The sequence below is a fragment of the Streptomyces griseiscabiei genome, assembly GCF_020010925.1.
Taxonomy (GTDB): domain Bacteria; phylum Actinomycetota; class Actinomycetes; order Streptomycetales; family Streptomycetaceae; genus Streptomyces; species Streptomyces griseiscabiei.
The window spans coordinates 3,524,295-3,540,289 of record NZ_JAGJBZ010000001.1 but is presented as its reverse complement, the minus strand read 5'-3'; the positions used below and the strand labels follow the sequence as shown (position 1 = coordinate 3,540,289).

General features: G+C 72.2%; 17 protein-coding genes. 8 read left to right on the top strand and 9 right to left on the bottom strand.

The window, feature by feature from the left end:
- Positions 1-123 precede the first annotated feature (123 nt).
- Complete coding sequence (locus J8M51_RS15450) at positions 124-747, top strand: DUF899 domain-containing protein (RefSeq protein WP_086762148.1); 624 nt, start codon at positions 124-126, stop codon at positions 745-747.
- A 204-nt stretch (positions 748-951) separates the two neighbouring features.
- Complete coding sequence (locus J8M51_RS15445) at positions 952-1,137, top strand: hypothetical protein (protein ID WP_086762146.1); 186 nt, start codon at positions 952-954, stop codon at positions 1,135-1,137.
- Between the two features lie 2 nt (positions 1,138-1,139).
- Here J8M51_RS15445 and J8M51_RS15440 read toward each other — a convergent pair whose 3' ends face one another.
- The 3 genes from J8M51_RS15440 to J8M51_RS15430 all read right to left on the bottom strand — a co-directional run bounded on the left by J8M51_RS15440 (position 1,140) and on the right by J8M51_RS15430 (position 4,638).
- Positions 1,140-3,047, bottom strand: coding sequence for an ABC transporter ATP-binding protein (locus tag J8M51_RS15440; protein WP_267299300.1), 1,908 nt, complete (start codon positions 3,045-3,047; stop codon positions 1,140-1,142).
- A gap of 377 nt (positions 3,048-3,424) precedes the next feature.
- Positions 3,425-3,892: a hypothetical protein gene (locus J8M51_RS15435; RefSeq protein WP_179203318.1), complete on the bottom strand. Its 468-nt coding sequence runs from the start codon at positions 3,890-3,892 to the stop codon at positions 3,425-3,427.
- On the bottom strand, positions 3,883-4,638 hold the full coding sequence (locus J8M51_RS15430; RefSeq protein WP_256965855.1) for an ATP-binding protein: 756 nt from the start codon (positions 4,636-4,638) through the stop codon (positions 3,883-3,885). Before J8M51_RS15430 ends, J8M51_RS15435 begins: the two co-directional genes overlap by 10 nt.
- A gap of 446 nt (positions 4,639-5,084) precedes the next feature.
- Here J8M51_RS15430 and J8M51_RS15425 point away from each other — a divergent pair, with 446 nt between their 5' ends.
- From J8M51_RS15425 to J8M51_RS15415, 3 genes are all read left to right on the top strand, one after another.
- On the top strand, positions 5,085-5,945 hold the full coding sequence (locus J8M51_RS15425) for a helix-turn-helix domain-containing protein (protein WP_086760356.1): 861 nt from the start codon (positions 5,085-5,087) through the stop codon (positions 5,943-5,945).
- A 9-nt stretch (positions 5,946-5,954) separates the two neighbouring features.
- On the top strand, positions 5,955-6,245 hold the full coding sequence (locus J8M51_RS15420; protein WP_086760358.1) for a DUF397 domain-containing protein: 291 nt from the start codon (positions 5,955-5,957) through the stop codon (positions 6,243-6,245).
- 106 nt (positions 6,246-6,351) lie between these two features.
- On the top strand, positions 6,352-7,167 hold the full coding sequence (locus J8M51_RS15415; protein WP_086760360.1) for an SAM-dependent methyltransferase: 816 nt from the start codon (positions 6,352-6,354) through the stop codon (positions 7,165-7,167).
- A gap of 266 nt (positions 7,168-7,433) precedes the next feature.
- Here the strand turns inward: J8M51_RS15415 and J8M51_RS15410 are convergent, their stop codons facing one another.
- From J8M51_RS15410 to J8M51_RS15400, 3 genes are all read right to left on the bottom strand, one after another.
- Positions 7,434-8,921, bottom strand: coding sequence for a glutamate synthase subunit beta (locus tag J8M51_RS15410; protein ID WP_086755280.1), 1,488 nt, complete (start codon positions 8,919-8,921; stop codon positions 7,434-7,436).
- Positions 8,922-9,038: 117 nt separating this feature from the next.
- Positions 9,039-9,518 carry an anthrone oxygenase family protein gene (locus tag J8M51_RS15405; RefSeq protein WP_216591621.1) on the bottom strand — a complete coding sequence of 160 codons (480 nt, stop codon included), beginning with the start codon at positions 9,516-9,518 and terminating at the stop codon, positions 9,039-9,041.
- A gap of 215 nt (positions 9,519-9,733) precedes the next feature.
- Complete coding sequence (locus tag J8M51_RS15400) at positions 9,734-10,417, bottom strand: DUF2293 domain-containing protein (RefSeq protein ID WP_267299219.1); 684 nt, start codon at positions 10,415-10,417, stop codon at positions 9,734-9,736.
- Between the two features lie 92 nt (positions 10,418-10,509).
- Here J8M51_RS15400 and J8M51_RS15395 point away from each other — a divergent pair, with 92 nt between their 5' ends.
- Positions 10,510-11,151 carry a nucleoside/nucleotide kinase family protein gene (locus tag J8M51_RS15395; protein ID WP_086753008.1) on the top strand — a complete coding sequence of 214 codons (642 nt, stop codon included), beginning with the start codon at positions 10,510-10,512 and terminating at the stop codon, positions 11,149-11,151.
- A gap of 120 nt (positions 11,152-11,271) precedes the next feature.
- Entirely contained in the window at positions 11,272-11,700 is a 429-nt protein-coding gene (locus J8M51_RS15390) for a CBS domain-containing protein (protein WP_086753002.1), read from the top strand.
- Between the two features lie 19 nt (positions 11,701-11,719).
- Here J8M51_RS15390 and J8M51_RS15385 read toward each other — a convergent pair whose 3' ends face one another.
- Positions 11,720-12,847 (bottom strand): magnesium and cobalt transport protein CorA, encoded by a 1,128-nt coding sequence (locus tag J8M51_RS15385; protein WP_086753004.1) that lies wholly within the window; start codon positions 12,845-12,847, stop codon positions 11,720-11,722.
- A 290-nt stretch (positions 12,848-13,137) separates the two neighbouring features.
- On the opposite strand from J8M51_RS15385, the gene J8M51_RS15380 reads away from it, so the two are divergent.
- Positions 13,138-13,935, top strand: a complete 798-nt coding sequence (locus J8M51_RS15380; protein WP_267299218.1) for a methyltransferase domain-containing protein — start codon at positions 13,138-13,140, stop codon at positions 13,933-13,935.
- A gap of 143 nt (positions 13,936-14,078) precedes the next feature.
- On the opposite strand, the gene J8M51_RS15375 is transcribed toward J8M51_RS15380, so the two are convergent.
- Both J8M51_RS15375 and J8M51_RS15370 read right to left on the bottom strand, forming a co-directional pair.
- Positions 14,079-15,002, bottom strand: a complete 924-nt coding sequence (locus J8M51_RS15375; RefSeq protein WP_267299217.1) for a carbohydrate kinase family protein — start codon at positions 15,000-15,002, stop codon at positions 14,079-14,081.
- A 16-nt stretch (positions 15,003-15,018) separates the two neighbouring features.
- On the bottom strand, positions 15,019-15,930 hold the full coding sequence (locus tag J8M51_RS15370; protein ID WP_267299216.1) for a pseudouridine-5'-phosphate glycosidase: 912 nt from the start codon (positions 15,928-15,930) through the stop codon (positions 15,019-15,021).
- Positions 15,931-15,995: the final 65 nt, after the last annotated feature.

Genomic DNA, 15,995 nt, shown 5'->3' with positions numbered 1-15,995 from the left:
GCCCGGGCCGCCGGTGGACGGCACCGTCACGGCGGCGCTCGGAAAAGTCGCGCCGCACCGATGAGTTCCGTGTCCGGCTCCGGTCCACCCCGGTGGAAGGCATCGTCACCGGAGGAGGAACACATGTCGCTTCCGCGGATCGTCCCGCGCGAGGAATGGCGCGCCGCGCGGGAGGAACTGCTGCTCAAGGAGAAGGCCCTCACCCGCGCGCGGGACGCGCTGGACGCCGAGCGGCGGCGCCTGCCGATGGTCGAGGTCGACGAGGAGTACGTCTTCGAGGGCGGTGACGGCAAGGCGACACTGCTCGACCTGTTCCGGGAGCGTCACCAACTGATCGTGTACCACTTCGCGTTCGCCCCGGAGTGGCAGGCGGGCTCCCGCGACTGCTCGGCCTTTCTGGACCAGGTCGGGCATCTGGCACATCTGCGCGCGCGGGGCACCGAGTTCGCGGTCGTCTCGCGGGCGCCCTACACACGGATCCTCCCCTTCAAGGCGCGCATGGGATGGACGGTGCCCTGGTACTCGTCGTACGGCAACACGTTCGACCATGACCACGGTGCCGACGAACGGCCGGGCGTGAGCTGCTTCCTGCGGGAGCGCGAGCGGGTCTTCCTCACGTACTCGGCGTACGGGCGGGGCCTGGAGGGGCTCGGTCCCACGGCCGGGCTGCTGGCCCTGACGGCGCTGGGAGCGGTCGGCGACGAGCGGATCCGGTACCACGACGAGTACGGCGAGTACGGGGAGTGACAAATAGTGCAAGCGTTGGCACGTAGCGTCACCGGAATGTGTGGTTTCTGAGAGGTACCTCACGATCCGTGGTTGACCTCGTGTCAACTACGTCTCAGTACCGTCACTTCGCGAGCCGTTCACCCCGTGGTTGGCGTTTAAATCTACAAGCTGCCCAGCCGCGGGTTCACGGGCCACGGGTACAGCGCGACATGGAGGTGCAGGGTGAACGGTCGAACGGTGCTGGGACGCTTTCCCGCCGGTGGGCCGCGCGGCTCGTGGCCGGCCGAGGAGCTGGCCCACGCGGCCCGTATGGAGGGGCAGCAGGCCGAGGTCGTGATGGACATCGCGACGGACATGTTCCTGGTCATCGTGCGCGGCGCCGAGACCGCCGCGACCGCCTCGGCCTGACCTCACCCCGCCTTCGGCGCGGGCACCTTCGCCGCCGCGGCCGGACCGGTCGGCACCTTCGCCCCGGCCGGCTTCGCCGCGAACTGCTCGGCCTGGAGCGAGTACAGCTCCGCGTACACCCCGCCCGTGGCCAGCAGTTCGTCCGGGGTGCCGGACTCCACCAGGCGGCCCTGGTCGAGGACGTGCACCAGGTCGGCGTGGCGGACCGACGCCAGCCGGTGGGTGATCAGTACGACCGTCTGACCGGTGCCCGCCAGGGCGCGGATCTTCTCGAAGACCTCCAGCTCCGCGCGGGCGTCCAGGGCGGCGGTCGGCTCGTCCACGATCAGGATGCGCCCGCGCCGGTACGCGGCCCGCGCGATCCCCAGGCGCTGCCACTGCCCGCCCGACAGTTCGTGCCCGCCGCTGAACCCCTTGCCCAGCAGCGTGTCGAGGCCGCGCGGCAGATCGTCCAGCACGTCCTGCGCCCCGGCCTCCGCGACGGACGCCGCGAGCCGCTCCTCGGTCAGCGGCGCGGCGGGGCGGCCGATCGCCATGTTGACGCGGGCCGTGAAGGGCCACCGCTTGAAGTCCTGCGCGACCATCGCGATGCGCTCGGCGAGCTGCCGCCGGTCGGCGCCCGCCGCGTCCACGCCGTCCCACATGATCCTGCCCCGGTCGGGCGCGTACAGCCCGGCGAGCAGCTTGACCAGGGTCGTCTTGCCCGAGCCGTTCTCGCCGACGAGCGCCACGATCTTGCCCAGCGGCACGGTCAGGGTGACGTCGCTGAGCGCGGGCCGGCCGGCCTTGCCCGGATAGGCGAAGGTCACGTTCTCCACCCGGATCTCCCGGGGGTCCTCGGGCAGCGGAGTACCGCCCTGAGGGATCGCGCGCTTGGCCGCCTCCACGTACAGCCGCTGCATGTCACCCACGAAGAGGGCCTCCTCGTGCAGGGAGTTCACCTCCAGGACCAGCGTGTCGAGGCTCGCGGACCCGGTACGGATCGCGATGACCGCCGTACCCGCCACGGACAGCGCCATGGCGCCGCCGAGCAGCAGACCGCCCAGCGTCGCGTACGTCGCCACGGTGGCCAGTCCGGTCCACAGGGCCGCGTACAGGCCCGTACGGGCCGCCAGCCGGGCCAGGCGCGCCTGCTCGGCCTCCGCCGTCTCCGACATGGAGCGGAAGTGGCGCAGCAGGAACGGACCGACCCCGTGCACCCGGATCTCCGGGGCCGCCTCCGGCTCGATCAGCAGGGAGCCGATCAGATAGCCCGCGCGCGCGTGCTGCACCCAGGCATGGAAGGACGTGTAGCGGCGGCGGGCGATGGTCAGGGAACTCCAGGCACTCGGCAGCGTCATCGTGACCAGGAGCGGCAGCAGGGCCGGGTGCAGCACGGTCAGCACACCGGCCGCCGCGACCAGCGAGATCAGCGCGTTCACCACCCGCGCCGAATAGCTGATCATCCGACGGGCGGACTGGGCGCCGTACTTCGCGGTGTCCAGCAGTTTGTGGAAACCGTCGTCCTCGATCGCGGACAGCTCCACACCCGCCGCCCGCTCCAGATACAGCTCGGTCGCGACGCGTTCCACCTTCGGCTCCAGCCGGCCCGTCGCGTATGTCGAGGCCGCCCGCAGCAGGGTGGACACCAGCATCACGGCGGCGATGGTGACGAGCGCGGGCACGGCGCCGCGCAGCCGCTCCTCGACCGTGCCGTCCGTCATCAGCCGGCCCAGGATCGCGTTCACCGCGAGCAGGCTCACCGCCTGGGCGAGGCCGCGGCCCGTCTCGGCCGCCAGCACGGTCCGGGCCGCCCGCCGGTCCGCCTGCCAGGCCAGCCGGAAGCTCGACGCGAGCAGGGACGGCAGGCGCCGCACCATCGCGCGGAAGTTCAGCTCCAGGAACGCGTCGGCGTGCTGCGACCAGCCCATGTCGTACCGCAGCGGCCCCCCGAACAGCAGCAGCTCCGACTCCGACGTCTCCGGCCTCTCCCCGTCCCGCGTCTTCTCCTCGTCCCGCGCCTTCCCCACCCACGGCCTCCCCCGCCTCGTCACCGACACGCCACTATCCCGGCACCCCCCACCCCCGGCCAGGGCGCACGACACCGCCACGACCACCCGCCCGGAGCACGCGGGGCGCGAGGAGGCAGAGTGAAGTGCACCGGCACGGAGCGGGTCGGGCCGGGTGCTGTCGGGTCGGGCCGGGACGCGGGGAGGCGCGGGCCTGAAGGGGACCGGGGCGGGGAGGGGGAAGGGCCGGGGAGGGAGCGCGGCGGCGAGGCGTGCGCCGGGCGGAGCGCGGCGTAGTCCTACGCCGTCAGCCGGGACCAGGTCGGCGTGGTCCCCGTGACCCGGCACAACGCCAGATACAGGGGTATCGGCGGCGTATAGGGAATGGCCCCCTCCGGCCGCAGGATCAGGCCGGGAACGGCCGCGCCGTCGGAGACCAGCGCTCCGGTGGTGTAGCGCACCGGCGCGGGCCACTCCAGCGCGTAGTCGGAGTCGGCCGGCACGATCCACCACCACTGCGCCCGGTCGGCGTAGACGCAGCCCACACGGGGCAGACGGGGCAGCACCATCGGCCCGAGGCGGGCCGGGACGGTCACCGCGTCGCATCCCATGGGCGCGGTCATGCCCTCGGGCAGGGGAAGGGGGCGGGGCGTCGCAGCGGGACGCTGGGCGCGGCGCAGTCGGGTCAGGGTGTCAAGGCTCACCACGCGAGCCACTCTGCCCCCGCCGGGGGGTCCGGCGGGACCGATCGACGCGCTCACACCCATTCGGCCCCCGTCCGCCGTCCGACTTTCGGCCGGACTCCGGCTTCCGTACGACATTCGAAACCCGTGAGGTGCCCGGTCTCGGCACCCTTGCGGTGGCCCTCGGCACCCATGAGACGGAACGCCTCCGCCTCACCCTCCCGGCCCTCCGCAGGCGGCTTCTTCGCGCCCCAGCCCAGATCGGACCGCGCTCCGAGATCGGGCCGGATCGCCAGATCGGGCCGGACCCCGGGAGCGGGTCGCACCGCGGTGCGCGCGTCGTTGCCGCCGCCCAGCGGGATGTTTGCCGGGACGTCGGTCGGGACGTCCGCTGGGACGTCCGCCTTGACGTTCGCCGGGATGTCGGTCGGCATGTTCATGGTGACGCCGGTGGGGCGGTCCGTGGCCAGGCCCGAGCCCGCGTCGGCCGGGACCGCCGCGGCGGGCAGCCCGCGCGACACGTCCGCCCACACCAGAAGCCCGAGGCCGACCGGCTGCGCGCCCCAGGAGCGGCAGAGGGACTCTATGAGGAGCAGCCCCCGGCCGTGTTCCTCCTCGGGCCGCTGCGGCGAGGGGTGCGGCTCACCCGGAGCGCAGCCCTCGTCCCGTACCGCTATCCGCACCATCTCGTCGCCGTCGTGCAGCTCGCAGACGATCTGGGTGCTCGCGGTGTGCACGATCGCGTTGGTCACCAGCTCGGACACGACCAAGGCGGCCGTGTCGCAGGCGTCCTCGCAGAGGGACCAGCCGGTGAGCTGGTCACGGGTCACACGCCGGGCCTGGGCCACGGCACCCGGGTGCGCGGCCAGCTCGAATCGAAACCGGCGCTCGGCGATTGTCTCGGGGCGCGCCCCGGAGGCCGGACCGGGACCGACACGGTCTCCGGCGGCGTCTGTTCCTAACGGCGCAGGGGGCGGAATCACGCTTGCCACTATCGCCCCGCCATGAACACTTGGCAAGTGTCACTCTGAAAATTGCAGAGTGCCGTATGACTCTCTGAACGGTCATGGCACACTGCACGCAACAGCACGTGTAGCGGCGCCAGTTGGAAATCCCTCGCACAACGTCCGTATGTACGCACAGTGTTCGTTTGTGTACCCGGACCTGTGCGGCGAGCGAGGTCTCCGAACGGCGCCGCCGGGCTGTCGGGACCGGGCGCTCCGGGAATCGACGCAGGTCAGCGCAGGGCCAGAGGAGATCGAAGGAGAGGGGCGAGATGAGTGAGCCGCGGTCCGCGCCGACGGTCGGCCAGGTCGTGCTCGGCCGGCGTCTGCTGGACCTGCGCGAGCGCGCGGGCATCCGGCGCGAGGAGGCCGGGCGCATCCTGCACGTCACCGCCGCCACGGTCCGCCGGATGGAGACCGCCGAGGTCGCCCTCAAGATTCCCTATCTCCAGCTGTTGCTGAAGGCGTACGGGGTCGGCGACGAGGAGGCCGAGACCTTCGTCCGGCTCGCCGAGGACGCCAACAAGCCGGGCTGGTGGCAGCGGTACCACGACATCCTGCCGGGCTGGTTCTCCATGTACGTCAGCCTGGAGGGCGCGGCCGGCCTGATCCGCGGCTACGACCCCCATTTCGTCCCCGGACTGCTGCAGACCGAGGACTACGCGCGCGCCGTCATGACCTCGGGTGCCATCGGCCAGACCAAGCCCGAGGACATCGAGCGCCATGTCGCCCTGCGCATGCAACGACAGGAACTGCTCACCCGTGAGGGTGCGCCCCGGCTGTGGTTCGTGATGGACGAGACCGCCCTGCGCCGCCCCGTCGGCGGACCGGCGGTCATGCGCGCCCAGCTCGACCGACTGCTCGACACCATGGAGCTGACGCATGTGACGCTCCAGGTCGCCACGTTCGACACAGGACCGCACCCGGGCACCTACGGGCCGTTCGTCCTGTTCCGATTCGCCATGGCCGAACTTCCGGACATGGTCTACAGCGAGTACCTGACCGGCGCCGTCTACCTGGACGACCGCTCCGAGGTGGCGACCCACCTCGAGGTCATGGACCGCATGGCGGCGCAGGCCGCCACGGCACAACGCACGAAGGAGATCCTCCGGGATCTCCGCAAGGAGCTCTGAAGACACCGAATGGAATTCATCAAGCCGCAGTCGCAGCCGCCGTCGCGCACGCGTACCCAGTCCCGTACACGTGTCTACAACGGCATGCCCGCCCGGGAACTCGGCAGCGAGGGCTGGCACAAGCCCTGGAGCGGCGGCAACGGCGGCAACTGCCTGGAGGCCATGAAGCTCGCCGACGGCCGGATCGCCGTACGGCAGTCCACCGACCCCGACGGACCGGCGCTGATCTACACCCCCGACGAGATGAACGCCTTCATCGAGGGCGCCAAGGCGGGGGTGGCCGACTTCCTGCTCTCCTGAGGCCTGTTGCGCACTCCCTGTTGTTCAGCCGATCCCCCTATGTTGGCCCTGAGTTGATCACCCACTGCCGCGGATCCTCGAGGTTCGCAATGTTTCCAAGATTCTTATGGAGTTCGTCATGAACGGGCGTCCCCCTGTCGAGATCGACACGAGCAGACCCCATCCCGCGCGGATGTACGACTGGTACCTCGGCGGCAAGGACAACTACCCCGTCGACGAGGCGATGGGCAGGCAGATGCTGGCCCTCGACCCCCGGGTACCGGTGATGGCCCAGGTCAACCGTGCCTTCATGCACCGCTCCACCCGCTGGCTGGCGGAGCACGGGGTGCGTCAGTTCCTTGACATCGGCACCGGTATCCCGACCGAGCCGAACCTGCACCAGATCGCCCAGCGCGTCGCCCCCGGGACGAGCGTCGTCTACTGCGACAACGACCCCATCGTGCTGGCCCACGCGGCGGCCCTGCTGCGCGGTACGCCCGAGGGGCGCACGGAGTATCTGCAGGCCGACGTGCGCGACCCGCACGCCGTCGTCGAGGGCGCCAAAAAGGTCCTGGACTTCAGCAGGCCGGTGGCGCTCTCGCTGATCGCGCTGCTGCACTTCGTCTCCGACGAGGACGGCGCGCACGCCCTCGTCCAGCGCCTGATGGCCGAACTGCCCTCCGGCAGCTACCTGGTCGTCACCCACGCGACCGCCGACTTCACCCCGGAGGAGTCGAAGGCGGCGACGGAGAAGCTCAAGGCCGCGGGCGTCACCCTGGCCCTGCGCTCCCGCGAGGAGTTCACCCGCTTCTTCGACGGCCTCGAACTGGTCGACCCCGGCATCGAGGTACCCCACCACTGGCACCCCGAACTCGGCGAGCCGATACCCGGCCAGGACGACGGGGTCATCCCGGGGTACGGGGCGGTGGCGCGCAAGCCGTAGGGCTCCGCCGGACGGGCGGTCGAACACACGCGTGCGCGGCGCGGGCTTTGCGGCCCGCGCCGCGCACGCGTGTGTTCGAGCGCTGTGCGTGGATGCGCCGGGCGCCGGGCGCCGTGCGGGCGTGCCGAGCGCCGTGCGCGCCGCGTACGGCGGGGCGGACGCCCGGAGGCAGCTCTGCCCGGGCGGGCGACTGGGCCTCCCATGCCGATACGACGACCGTCCCTCCCGTGGCCTGCGGCTCCGCCGTCATGGCCCGTGGCCTGCGGCTACGCCGTCATGGGCCGGTCGTACGGCCCGATCGGCGCCGGCAGCCGGTCCACCCCCGTCAACCTGCGGTCGACGGCCGCGGCCACCGCCCGCCCCTCGGCGATCGCCCAGACGACGAGGGACTGTCCTCGCGCGGCGTCCCCGGCGGCGTACACGCCGGGCACGGCGGTCGCGAAGTCCGGGCCCCGTGTGATCGTCCCGCGTGGATCGAGGGCCAGCCCGAGCTGGTCGACGAGCCCGTCGTGGCGGTCCGGCCCCGAGAACCCGAGCGCCAGCAGGACGAGATCGACGGGCAGCGTCCGCCCGGTCCCGGACCGGGCCCGCCGCCGCTCGTCCACCTCCACCAGGTGCAACGTCCGCACATGCCCCTCCTCGTCCCCGGTGAACCGGAGCGTGGACGCCGCGAAGAGCCGTGCGTCCGCGTCGGCCGCCGGCGCGGACCGCAGGTCACGCGCCTCCTCGTGCGCGGCCGAGAGCCGGTACACCTTCGGATACGTCGGCCACGGATCGACATCCTCGTCGCGCTCCGCCTCCGGCAGCGGATAGATGTCCAACTGCGTCACGGACGCGGCCCCTTCCCGCACCGCCGTCCCCAGACAGTCCGCCCCCGTGTCACCACCCCCGACGATCACCACATGCTTCCCGGCCGCCGACAACGGCGACACCGCCAGATCCCCCTCGCACACCCGGTCGGCCAGCGGCAGATACTCCATCGCCTGATGTATCCCGGCCAACTCCCGCCCGGGCACCTCCAGTTCCCGCCAGGCCGTGGCCCCCGTGGCGATCACCACCGCGTCGTACCGGGCCCGCAGCTCGGCCGCCCCGACGTCCCGCCCCACTGCGGTCGACGTACGGAACCTGGTGCCCTCCGCCCGCATCTGCTCCAACCGCCGGTCCAGCTGCCGCCGCTCCATCTTGAACGCCGGGATCCCGTACCGCAGCAACCCCCCGATCCGGTCCGCCCGTTCGTACACGGCGACCGTGTGCCCGGCCCGCGTCAGCTGCTGGGCCGCCGCAAGCCCGGCGGGCCCGGAACCGATGACGGCGACCGTCCTCCCCGACAGCCGGTCGGGCGGACGAGGCGGCGTGAAACCGTCTTCCCAGGCCCGGTCCGCGATGGCCACCTCCACGTTCTTGATGGTCACCGCAGGCTGATTGATCGCCAGCACACACCCCGCCTCGCACGGAGCGGGACACAGCCGCCCGGTGAACTCCGGGAAGTTGTTCGTCGCGTGCAGCCGGTCGCTCGCCGCCCGCCAGTCCTCCCGCGACACCAGGTCGTTCCACTCGGGGATCAGATTCCCCAGCGGACAGGCGTCGTGACAGAACGGGATCCCGCAGTCCATACAGCGGTCCGCCTGCCTGCTGACGATCGGCAGAAGCGCCCCGGGGACATACACCTCGTCCCAGTCCCGCACCCGCTCCTCCACGGGCCGACGGGGCCACTCCTCGCGCGGGACGGTCAGAAAACCCTTGGGATCGGCCATGGCCGTCTCCCTCGTGTGGGCGTGGGGACATACGCCCCAGGGCGCGCGGCGCACGGCTGTACGCCTTCGGGCGGCACTCTCTTCCCGCCACGATACGACGCGCCCGGCGACCCCGCCTCAGGCGAGCGCCAGCAGATACGACAGCGCCGCGGCGGCCGAGGCGACCGCCCGGACGTGGTTCCACGTCGTCCACCGGCTCACGTAGTCGCGCCAGTACGTCGCCGCCTCCGCCGTGCCGGGGTCCAGCTTGGCGAGTGTCTCGTTGCGCGGCACGTTCGCCACCATCGTGACCCCGAAGCAGCCGAACAGATACAGCGCGCTGCCCAGCAGCAGCTCCACTCTGCCCTCGTCCGGCCACAGCACGAACGTCACGACGGCCAGCACGGCACACAGCACCGCCGTACCCGCGAACACCAGCATGAACGCCGGCGTCAGCGCGCTCACATTGATCGCCTGCATCGCCGCCACGCCCTGCGCCGGCGGCAACGACGCCAGCCCCTTCATCACGAACGTCGAGAACCCGCAGAACACCCCCGCCACGATCCCGGTCCCGAGCAGCCCCAGCACCGTCAGCACGAAGTACGGCCCGTCGATCATGTCCGCTCCCACCTCGATCCCCCGACTCCGACCATCCCTGCCCCACCTGCCGTCACCTCAAGTGAACATCCACACGGCCACAGTCACCATGCCCGAGCCGCCCACGCCCATACGCGAACGTCCACTTCCGCCGGACCGTCGCCGCCTTCGCTTTCCCATCGGGGTGGGGGGCCCTCCCTCCCCCCCCAGCCCCCCACCCCACCCCCCCCGCCCCTTCACGCCCCTCCCCGCCACCCCCGCAGCGTCGTCTCCACCACCCCCGCGATCCGTCGGCGCGCCTCATGACGGGGTACGCCGGTCATCAGGAGGTGGTCGTACGGCGTGTCCACGTGCCGGACGGAGGCGATGACGGCCGAGGTCACCGCGATCTCCGTCAGGGCGCGCCCCGCGGCGCTGCGGCCGACGCGGCCGCTGCCCCGCAGGGAGGCGTGGGCGGCGATCTCCCGGGCCCGCTCCGCCGGGCACGCGGGGAACAGCCGCCGGATCTCCGTGGCGAACGCGTCCGTGAAGCACACGTCCTCCGCGGCGCGCCGCCGCGCGTCCCGCACCCGGCGTCGGCGTCGTGCCTCCGCGTCCGCCAGGCACCGTTCCTCGGCACGGGCGAGCGCCGCCTCCTCGACCAGGACGCCCTGCCGCTCGTACCGGCTCCGGCGCCGGTTGAACCGCACGACCACCGCCGACAGCGCACTCTCCTCCCGGGCCCGCCGGGTGAGCGCGGTGTCGCCCCGGGGCAGGAACACGAGGTGCCCGAGATCCGCGCAGTCGAGGCAGCGCGGCGCCCCCTCCTCCAGCACCAGCATCGCCACCGGCCCGCTCCGGCACTCGGCGCAGTGCTTCTTCCTGAGTGCCTGCACGACGACAAGTCCGGTACGGGGCGGGGGAGTGGCGAGTGCGGCCATACGCGGTTCATTCCCCCTGGTGGCCCCAGGGGCACGTGGTTGTCGGGCCGATCTCCGGTCCGGCGGGGGCGGGGCCCGCCGCGCGCGGCATCATGGGCCGTGTGCGATTCGAAGCGATCACCTGGGAACGGCTCGGCGACCTCCTCGCCGACCGCCTCATCGACCTGAAGCCGGACGACGGTTCGCCCTGGCCGCGCGTCGCCTTCGACGGCGCCCCGGCCGCGCGCCCCGGGGACCTCGCCGCACGGGTGTCGGAGGCGCTGCGCGTACGCGGCCGGTCCTCGCTCGTCGTGGGCACCGAGGGCTTTCTGCGGCCGGCTTCGCTGCGCTTCGAGTACGGCCACGAGGACGTGGAGGCGTACTACGACGGCTGGTTCGACTCCGCCGCCCTGTGGCGGGAGGTCTTCGGCCCGCTCGACCCCGGTGGCACGGGCCGGGTCCTGCCCGACCTCTGGGACCCCGCGACCGACCGCGCGACCCGCAGCTCCTACGTCCAACTCCCGCCCGGCGCACTCCTGCTGGCGCACGGCCCCCTCCTTCTCAAGAACTGGTTCCCCTTCGATCTGACCGTGCACGTCCTTCTCTCCCCGGGCGCCCTGCGCCGCCGCACCCCCGAGGCCGAGCACTGGACCCTTCCCGCCTTCGAGCGCTACGGGACCGAGACCGACCCGGCCACCGCAGCGGACGTCCTGGTACGCGCCGACGACCCACGGCACCCTGCCTGGAACGGCTGACGAGCGGGCGGGGCGGGGGCTTCCGAGTGCGCTTCACTCCGGTCGCGGCAAGAATGTAGGGCGCCGGGACTAGCGGTGTGTCCTGCGCCGCGCCGGCCGTCCGGCACCGGGAGGTACTACATGACCACCGCCGGAGACATCATGCACCGCGGAGCCCAGTGGATCCCCGCCCACGAGACCCTGGACCGCGCCGCGCAGCTGATGCGCCAGCTGAACGTCGGAGCCCTCCCCATCAGCGACCAGAACGAACGGCTCTGCGGCATCCTCACCGACCGCGACATCGTCGTCGGCTGCGTCGCCCTGGGCCACGACCCGTCGACGATCACGGCCGGCGAACTGGCCAAGGGCACACCGCGCTGGATCGACGCGAACGCAGACGTCAGCGAGGTGCTCCAGGAGATGAAGGGGCATCAGATCCGTCGGCTCCCGGTGATCGAGAACAAGCGGCTCGTCGGCATGATCAGCGAAGCCGACCTGGCCCACCATCTGTCGGACGACCAGATCGCCTCCTGGGCCGAGAGCGTCTACGCGAGGAGCGCGACACGCTGACCCGTCCCAAGCCGCGCCGTCACAGCCACCCGTTGCGCTTGAAGCCCCGGAACAGGGCGACGCAGGCGACGGCTATGACGGCCAGCACCAGCGGGTAGCCGAACCTCCAGTGCAACTCGGGCATGTGCTCGAAGTTCATGCCGTACACCCCGCACACCATGGTCGGTACGGCGATGAGCGCCGCCCATGCCGTGATCCTGCGCATGTCCTCGTTCTGCGCGACGCTGACCTGCGCGAGATGGGCCTGCAGGATCGAGTTGAGCAGTTCGTCGAACGCGGCGATCTGCTCGGTGGCGCGGAGCAGGTGGTCCGAGACGTCCCGGAAGTAGGCCTGTATCTCCGGGTCGATGACCCGGATCGGTCGTGAGGTCAGCTCCAGGAGCGGGCGGGCGAGCGGGGCCACCGCCCGCTTCAGTTCGAGCAGTTCGCGCTTGAGCTGGTAGATGCGTCCCGGGTCGACGCGCGCGCCGTTCGCGGCGAAGACGTCGGTCTCGACCTGGTCGATGTCCGTCTGGACGGAGTCCGTGACGTTCAGGTAGTCGTCCACCACGTGGTCCGCGATCGCGTGCAGCACCGCGGCCGGACCCTTGGCCAACTGGTCGGGGTTCGCCTCCAGTTCCTCGCGCAGCGGGCCGAGTGAGCCGTGCCGCCCGTGCCGGACCGTGATCACGAAGTCGGGGCCGACGAAGACCATGATCTCGCCGGTGTGCACCACCTCGCTGGTCGCGGTCAGTTCGGTGTGCTCGACGTAGCAGACCGTCTTGAACACCGCGAACAGGGTGTCGTCGTAGCGCTCCAGCTTGGGGCGCTGGTGGGCCTCGATCGCGTCCTCCACGGCCAGCGGGTGCAGGTCGAAGAGTTCGGCGATGCCGGCGAACTCCCGCTGCGTCGGCTCGTGCAGCCCCAGCCAGACGAAGCCGTGGTCGTGCCTGCGGACCTGCCTGACGGCCTCGACGACATCGCGGACGGCGGGGGAGCGGACGCCCTTGTGGTAGGTGACGCAGTTGACCACCGAGGTGCCGAGCGGGGAGCGGGCCGGATGGCTGAGGTCGACGCGGGGGCGTCGTCGGGCCAGCCTCGCCATCCTGCGCAGGCCGCCGACCTTGTCGAGACCGGCGACCTTCCGCAGATTCCCTGCCATGGACATCTGGCTTCTCCTTGCGTGGATCTCCTCGCACCGCACTTCGTGCCTGTCGCGTCAGTTTGCCAGGGCCGAACGAGTGCCGGGTAAGGCTGTGGGAACGGAACATTCCGCTTCACTTGTAGACGTCCCGGTCGGCCCCGCCGTTCCGTCCCCGCCGGTTCGGGCGTGCCGGTCCTGGCGTTCCGTTCCGATCGGTGCGACGGGGGCGGACGGACCGGTCACGGCCGGGCGACCTCACGGACTGCGGGAGCGTCGCTATTAGTGATAAGACGCTCAAATGGGATGATCGCGGCATGATGCGAACCGACGGGTATCTCCTCGACCACCGGCAGGCCGAGACGGGGCAGGGCCCCGACGCCTTCGCCACGCTCTTCGACCCCACGACGTTCCGGCACATGGAGGCCTTCGGCCTGGGCTCGGGCTGGCGCTGCTGGGAGGTCGGCGCGGGCGGCACCTCCGTCGTCTCCTGGCTGGCCAAGAAGGTCGGACCGACCGGCAAGGTCATCGCGACCGACACCGACCTCTCCTGGGCCGTCCCCTCGGTCACCCGCCCTCCGGTGGAGGCCCTCCTCCACCGGGTGGGCGTCGACGAGCCGCCGGGGGACGGCTTCGACCTCGTCCACGCGCGGCTCTCCCTGGCCCACGCGCCCGACCGCGACCGGGCGTTGTCATCGATGATCAAGGCCCTGCGTCCCGGCGGACGCCTCCTGATCGAGGATGCCGACCCCGCCCTCCAACCCCTGGCCTGCCTCGAGGAGTCCGGGCCCGAACACCAACTGGCCAACCGGCTTCGCCAGGCCGTCGCCGCGTTGCTCACCGAACGGGGGATCGACCCCGCGCACGGCCGCCGACTCCCGCGCCTGCTGCGCGCGGCGGGACTGCGCGGCGTGGAGGCCGACGCGTACTTCCCTGTCGTGTCACCCGCCTGCTCCGCCCTGGAGTCGATGACCGTAGACCGGCTCCGTGAGGACCTCGTCACCGCCGACCTCGCCACGGACGACGAGATCGACCGGCACCTCGCCCATGTGGCCTCCGGAGCGCTGGACATCGCGGCCCCGCCACTGATCTCGGCGTGGGGCCGCAAGGCGTAGAGGCAGGTCAGGCCCGCCGCGGAGCACAGGCTCCCGGCGGGCCGACCGGCACCACGGTGTCACCCGGGCGACGGCCCGGGCCGTCGACGCCCTCACCGTGCCCCGGCCGGAGCCCCCCGGGCGCCGCGCACCGGCCATGGCCCTCAGCCGCCCCTCGGCGGCCTTCCACCCACCTCCCCCACCGCCCGCGCTCCCGCCGCGCACCCCTCGGCCGCCGCCTTCTCGACCTCCGCGCCCGCGAGCAGCGCGGCCAGGAAGGCGCCGGTGAAGGCGTCGCCCGCGCCGGTGGTGTCGCGGGGCACGGCGGGGGCCGCCGGGATCCGTGACTCGATGCCGCCCCCGCGGGCGATCAGCGCACCGTCGGCGCCCTGTTTGGCCACGACGAGAGGGAAGAGGCGACTCAGCTTGGCCGCCGCGTCGGCCGGATCGGGCAGTCCGGTCAGCAGACATGCCTCGTCGCGGCTGGGCAGCAGCACATCGACGCCCTCGACGAGCGCGAGGAAACGGTCCACGCCCAGCCGCGCGAGGAACCCCGCCGACGCGGGATCGACGCTCACCGGCACCCCACGCGCGCGTGCCGACTCCAGGGCCACGGAAGCCAGCGCGCGGCTCGGTTCCGCGAAGAACAGATAGCCCGACAGATGCAGCCGAGCGACCCCGTCGAGCAGGGACGGCGACCAGTGGCCAGGGTCCAGCCGCAACGCGGCGCCGCTGTCGGTCAGGAACGTGCGTTCGGCCGCGTCGCCGGTGTCCACCAGGCAGATCACCGTCCCCGTGGCCGCGTCCGGGTCGACGACCAGCTGCGGCCGTACGCCCGAGGCCCGCAGCTCCCGCTCGTGCCACTCGGCCCCGTCCGTGCCCACGCACCCGAGCAGCCGCACGTCGGCGCAGCCCCGGTGAGCCGCCCAGCAGGCCACATTGGCACCCGCCCCGCCCGGCAGCGTCCGGATCGCGGAGGCCGTGTCGGTGCCCGCCGCGAGGGGCCCGCGATGCCGGGCGACGACATCCGTGACGACGTCACCCACCACCAGCAGCGCTCCGCCCTTCGCGCCGGCGGGCCCGGTCACACCGTGCCGCGCCACCTCACGCCCCGGCCCAGGCCGCCGCGATCCGTGCCGCGAGCCGTACGTTGCCGCGTACCGCCGCCAGGTTGGCGGTCAGGGAGGCGCCGTCGGTGTGCCGTACCAGGTAGCTCAGCAGGAAGGGGGTGACCGCCTGCCCCGTCACACCCTCCGCCGCGCAGGCCCGCAGCGCGTCGGCCAGCACACGCGCGTGCAACTCGGGATCGAGCTGCTCGTCCTCGGGGACGGGGTTGGCGACGATCAACGTCGCCTCCGGGCCGTCGAGCGCGTCCTGCGCCCGCATGACGTCCGCGACCTCGCCGGGCGACCCCAGCGTCCACTCCACCGGATGACCCGAGTCGGACAGATAGAAGCCCGGGAAGCGGTCCGTGCCGTACCCGGCGACCGCCACACCCAGCGTCTCCAGGCGCTGCAGCGTGGCCGGGACGTCCAGGATCGACTTCACGCCCGCGCACACCACCGTGATCCGGGTCCGCGCCAGCAGCCCCAGGTCGGCGGATTCGTCCTGGGACACCGTCCACTCCCGATGCACGCCCCCGAGCCCACCCGTCGCGAACACCCGTACGCCTGCCAGGGCCGCCAGTTGGGCGGTCGCCGACACGGTGGTCGCGCCGCTCGCTCCCGAGGCCACCGCGAGGGGCAGGTCCCGGTGACCCAGCTTGCGGATGCCGTCCTCGTTCGCGACCCGCTCCAACTGGTCCTTGTCGAGCCCGACATGGGGCCGCCCGTCCAGCACGGCGATCGTCGCGGGCACGGCGCCCTCTTGTCGTACGACCTCCTCCAGCTCCAGCGCCACCCGCAGATTGCGCGGGCGGGGGAGCCCGTGCGCGATGATCGTGGACTCCAGCGCCACCACGGGTCGACGCGCGTCGACCGCTTCCCGCACCTCTTCCGACACCACCAGCACGCGCATGCCTCCTGTCTGTCGTTCCTCCCTCATCCCTGGCGGACGGCGCGCCCGGCCAAACCCTTGCGCCC

Excerpts from the sequence above, each read along its gene's own strand:
- J8M51_RS15450 (WP_086762148.1), top strand. The coding sequence starts at position 124 with ATGTCGCTTCCGCGGATCGTCCCGCGCGAGGAATGGCGCGCCGCGCGG.
- J8M51_RS15440 (WP_267299300.1), bottom strand. The coding sequence starts at position 3,047 with ATGGGCTGGTCGCAGCACGCCGACGCGTTCCTGGAGCTGAACTTCCGC.
- J8M51_RS15435 (WP_179203318.1), bottom strand. The coding sequence starts at position 3,892 with ATGGGTGTGAGCGCGTCGATCGGTCCCGCCGGACCCCCCGGCGGGGGC.
- J8M51_RS15425 (WP_086760356.1), top strand. The coding sequence starts at position 5,085 with ATGAGTGAGCCGCGGTCCGCGCCGACGGTCGGCCAGGTCGTGCTCGGC.
- J8M51_RS15420 (WP_086760358.1), top strand. The coding sequence starts at position 5,955 with ATGGAATTCATCAAGCCGCAGTCGCAGCCGCCGTCGCGCACGCGTACC.
- J8M51_RS15415 (WP_086760360.1), top strand. The coding sequence starts at position 6,352 with ATGGAGTTCGTCATGAACGGGCGTCCCCCTGTCGAGATCGACACGAGC.
- J8M51_RS15410 (WP_086755280.1), bottom strand. The coding sequence starts at position 8,921 with ATGGCCGATCCCAAGGGTTTTCTGACCGTCCCGCGCGAGGAGTGGCCC.
- J8M51_RS15405 (WP_216591621.1), bottom strand. The coding sequence starts at position 9,518 with ATGATCGACGGGCCGTACTTCGTGCTGACGGTGCTGGGGCTGCTCGGG.
- J8M51_RS15400 (WP_267299219.1), bottom strand. The coding sequence starts at position 10,417 with ATGGCCGCACTCGCCACTCCCCCGCCCCGTACCGGACTTGTCGTCGTG.
- J8M51_RS15395 (WP_086753008.1), top strand. The coding sequence starts at position 10,510 with ATGGGCCGTGTGCGATTCGAAGCGATCACCTGGGAACGGCTCGGCGAC.
- J8M51_RS15390 (WP_086753002.1), top strand. The coding sequence starts at position 11,272 with ATGACCACCGCCGGAGACATCATGCACCGCGGAGCCCAGTGGATCCCC.
- J8M51_RS15385 (WP_086753004.1), bottom strand. The coding sequence starts at position 12,847 with ATGTCCATGGCAGGGAATCTGCGGAAGGTCGCCGGTCTCGACAAGGTC.
- J8M51_RS15380 (WP_267299218.1), top strand. The coding sequence starts at position 13,138 with ATGATGCGAACCGACGGGTATCTCCTCGACCACCGGCAGGCCGAGACG.
- J8M51_RS15370 (WP_267299216.1), bottom strand. The coding sequence starts at position 15,930 with ATGCGCGTGCTGGTGGTGTCGGAAGAGGTGCGGGAAGCGGTCGACGCG.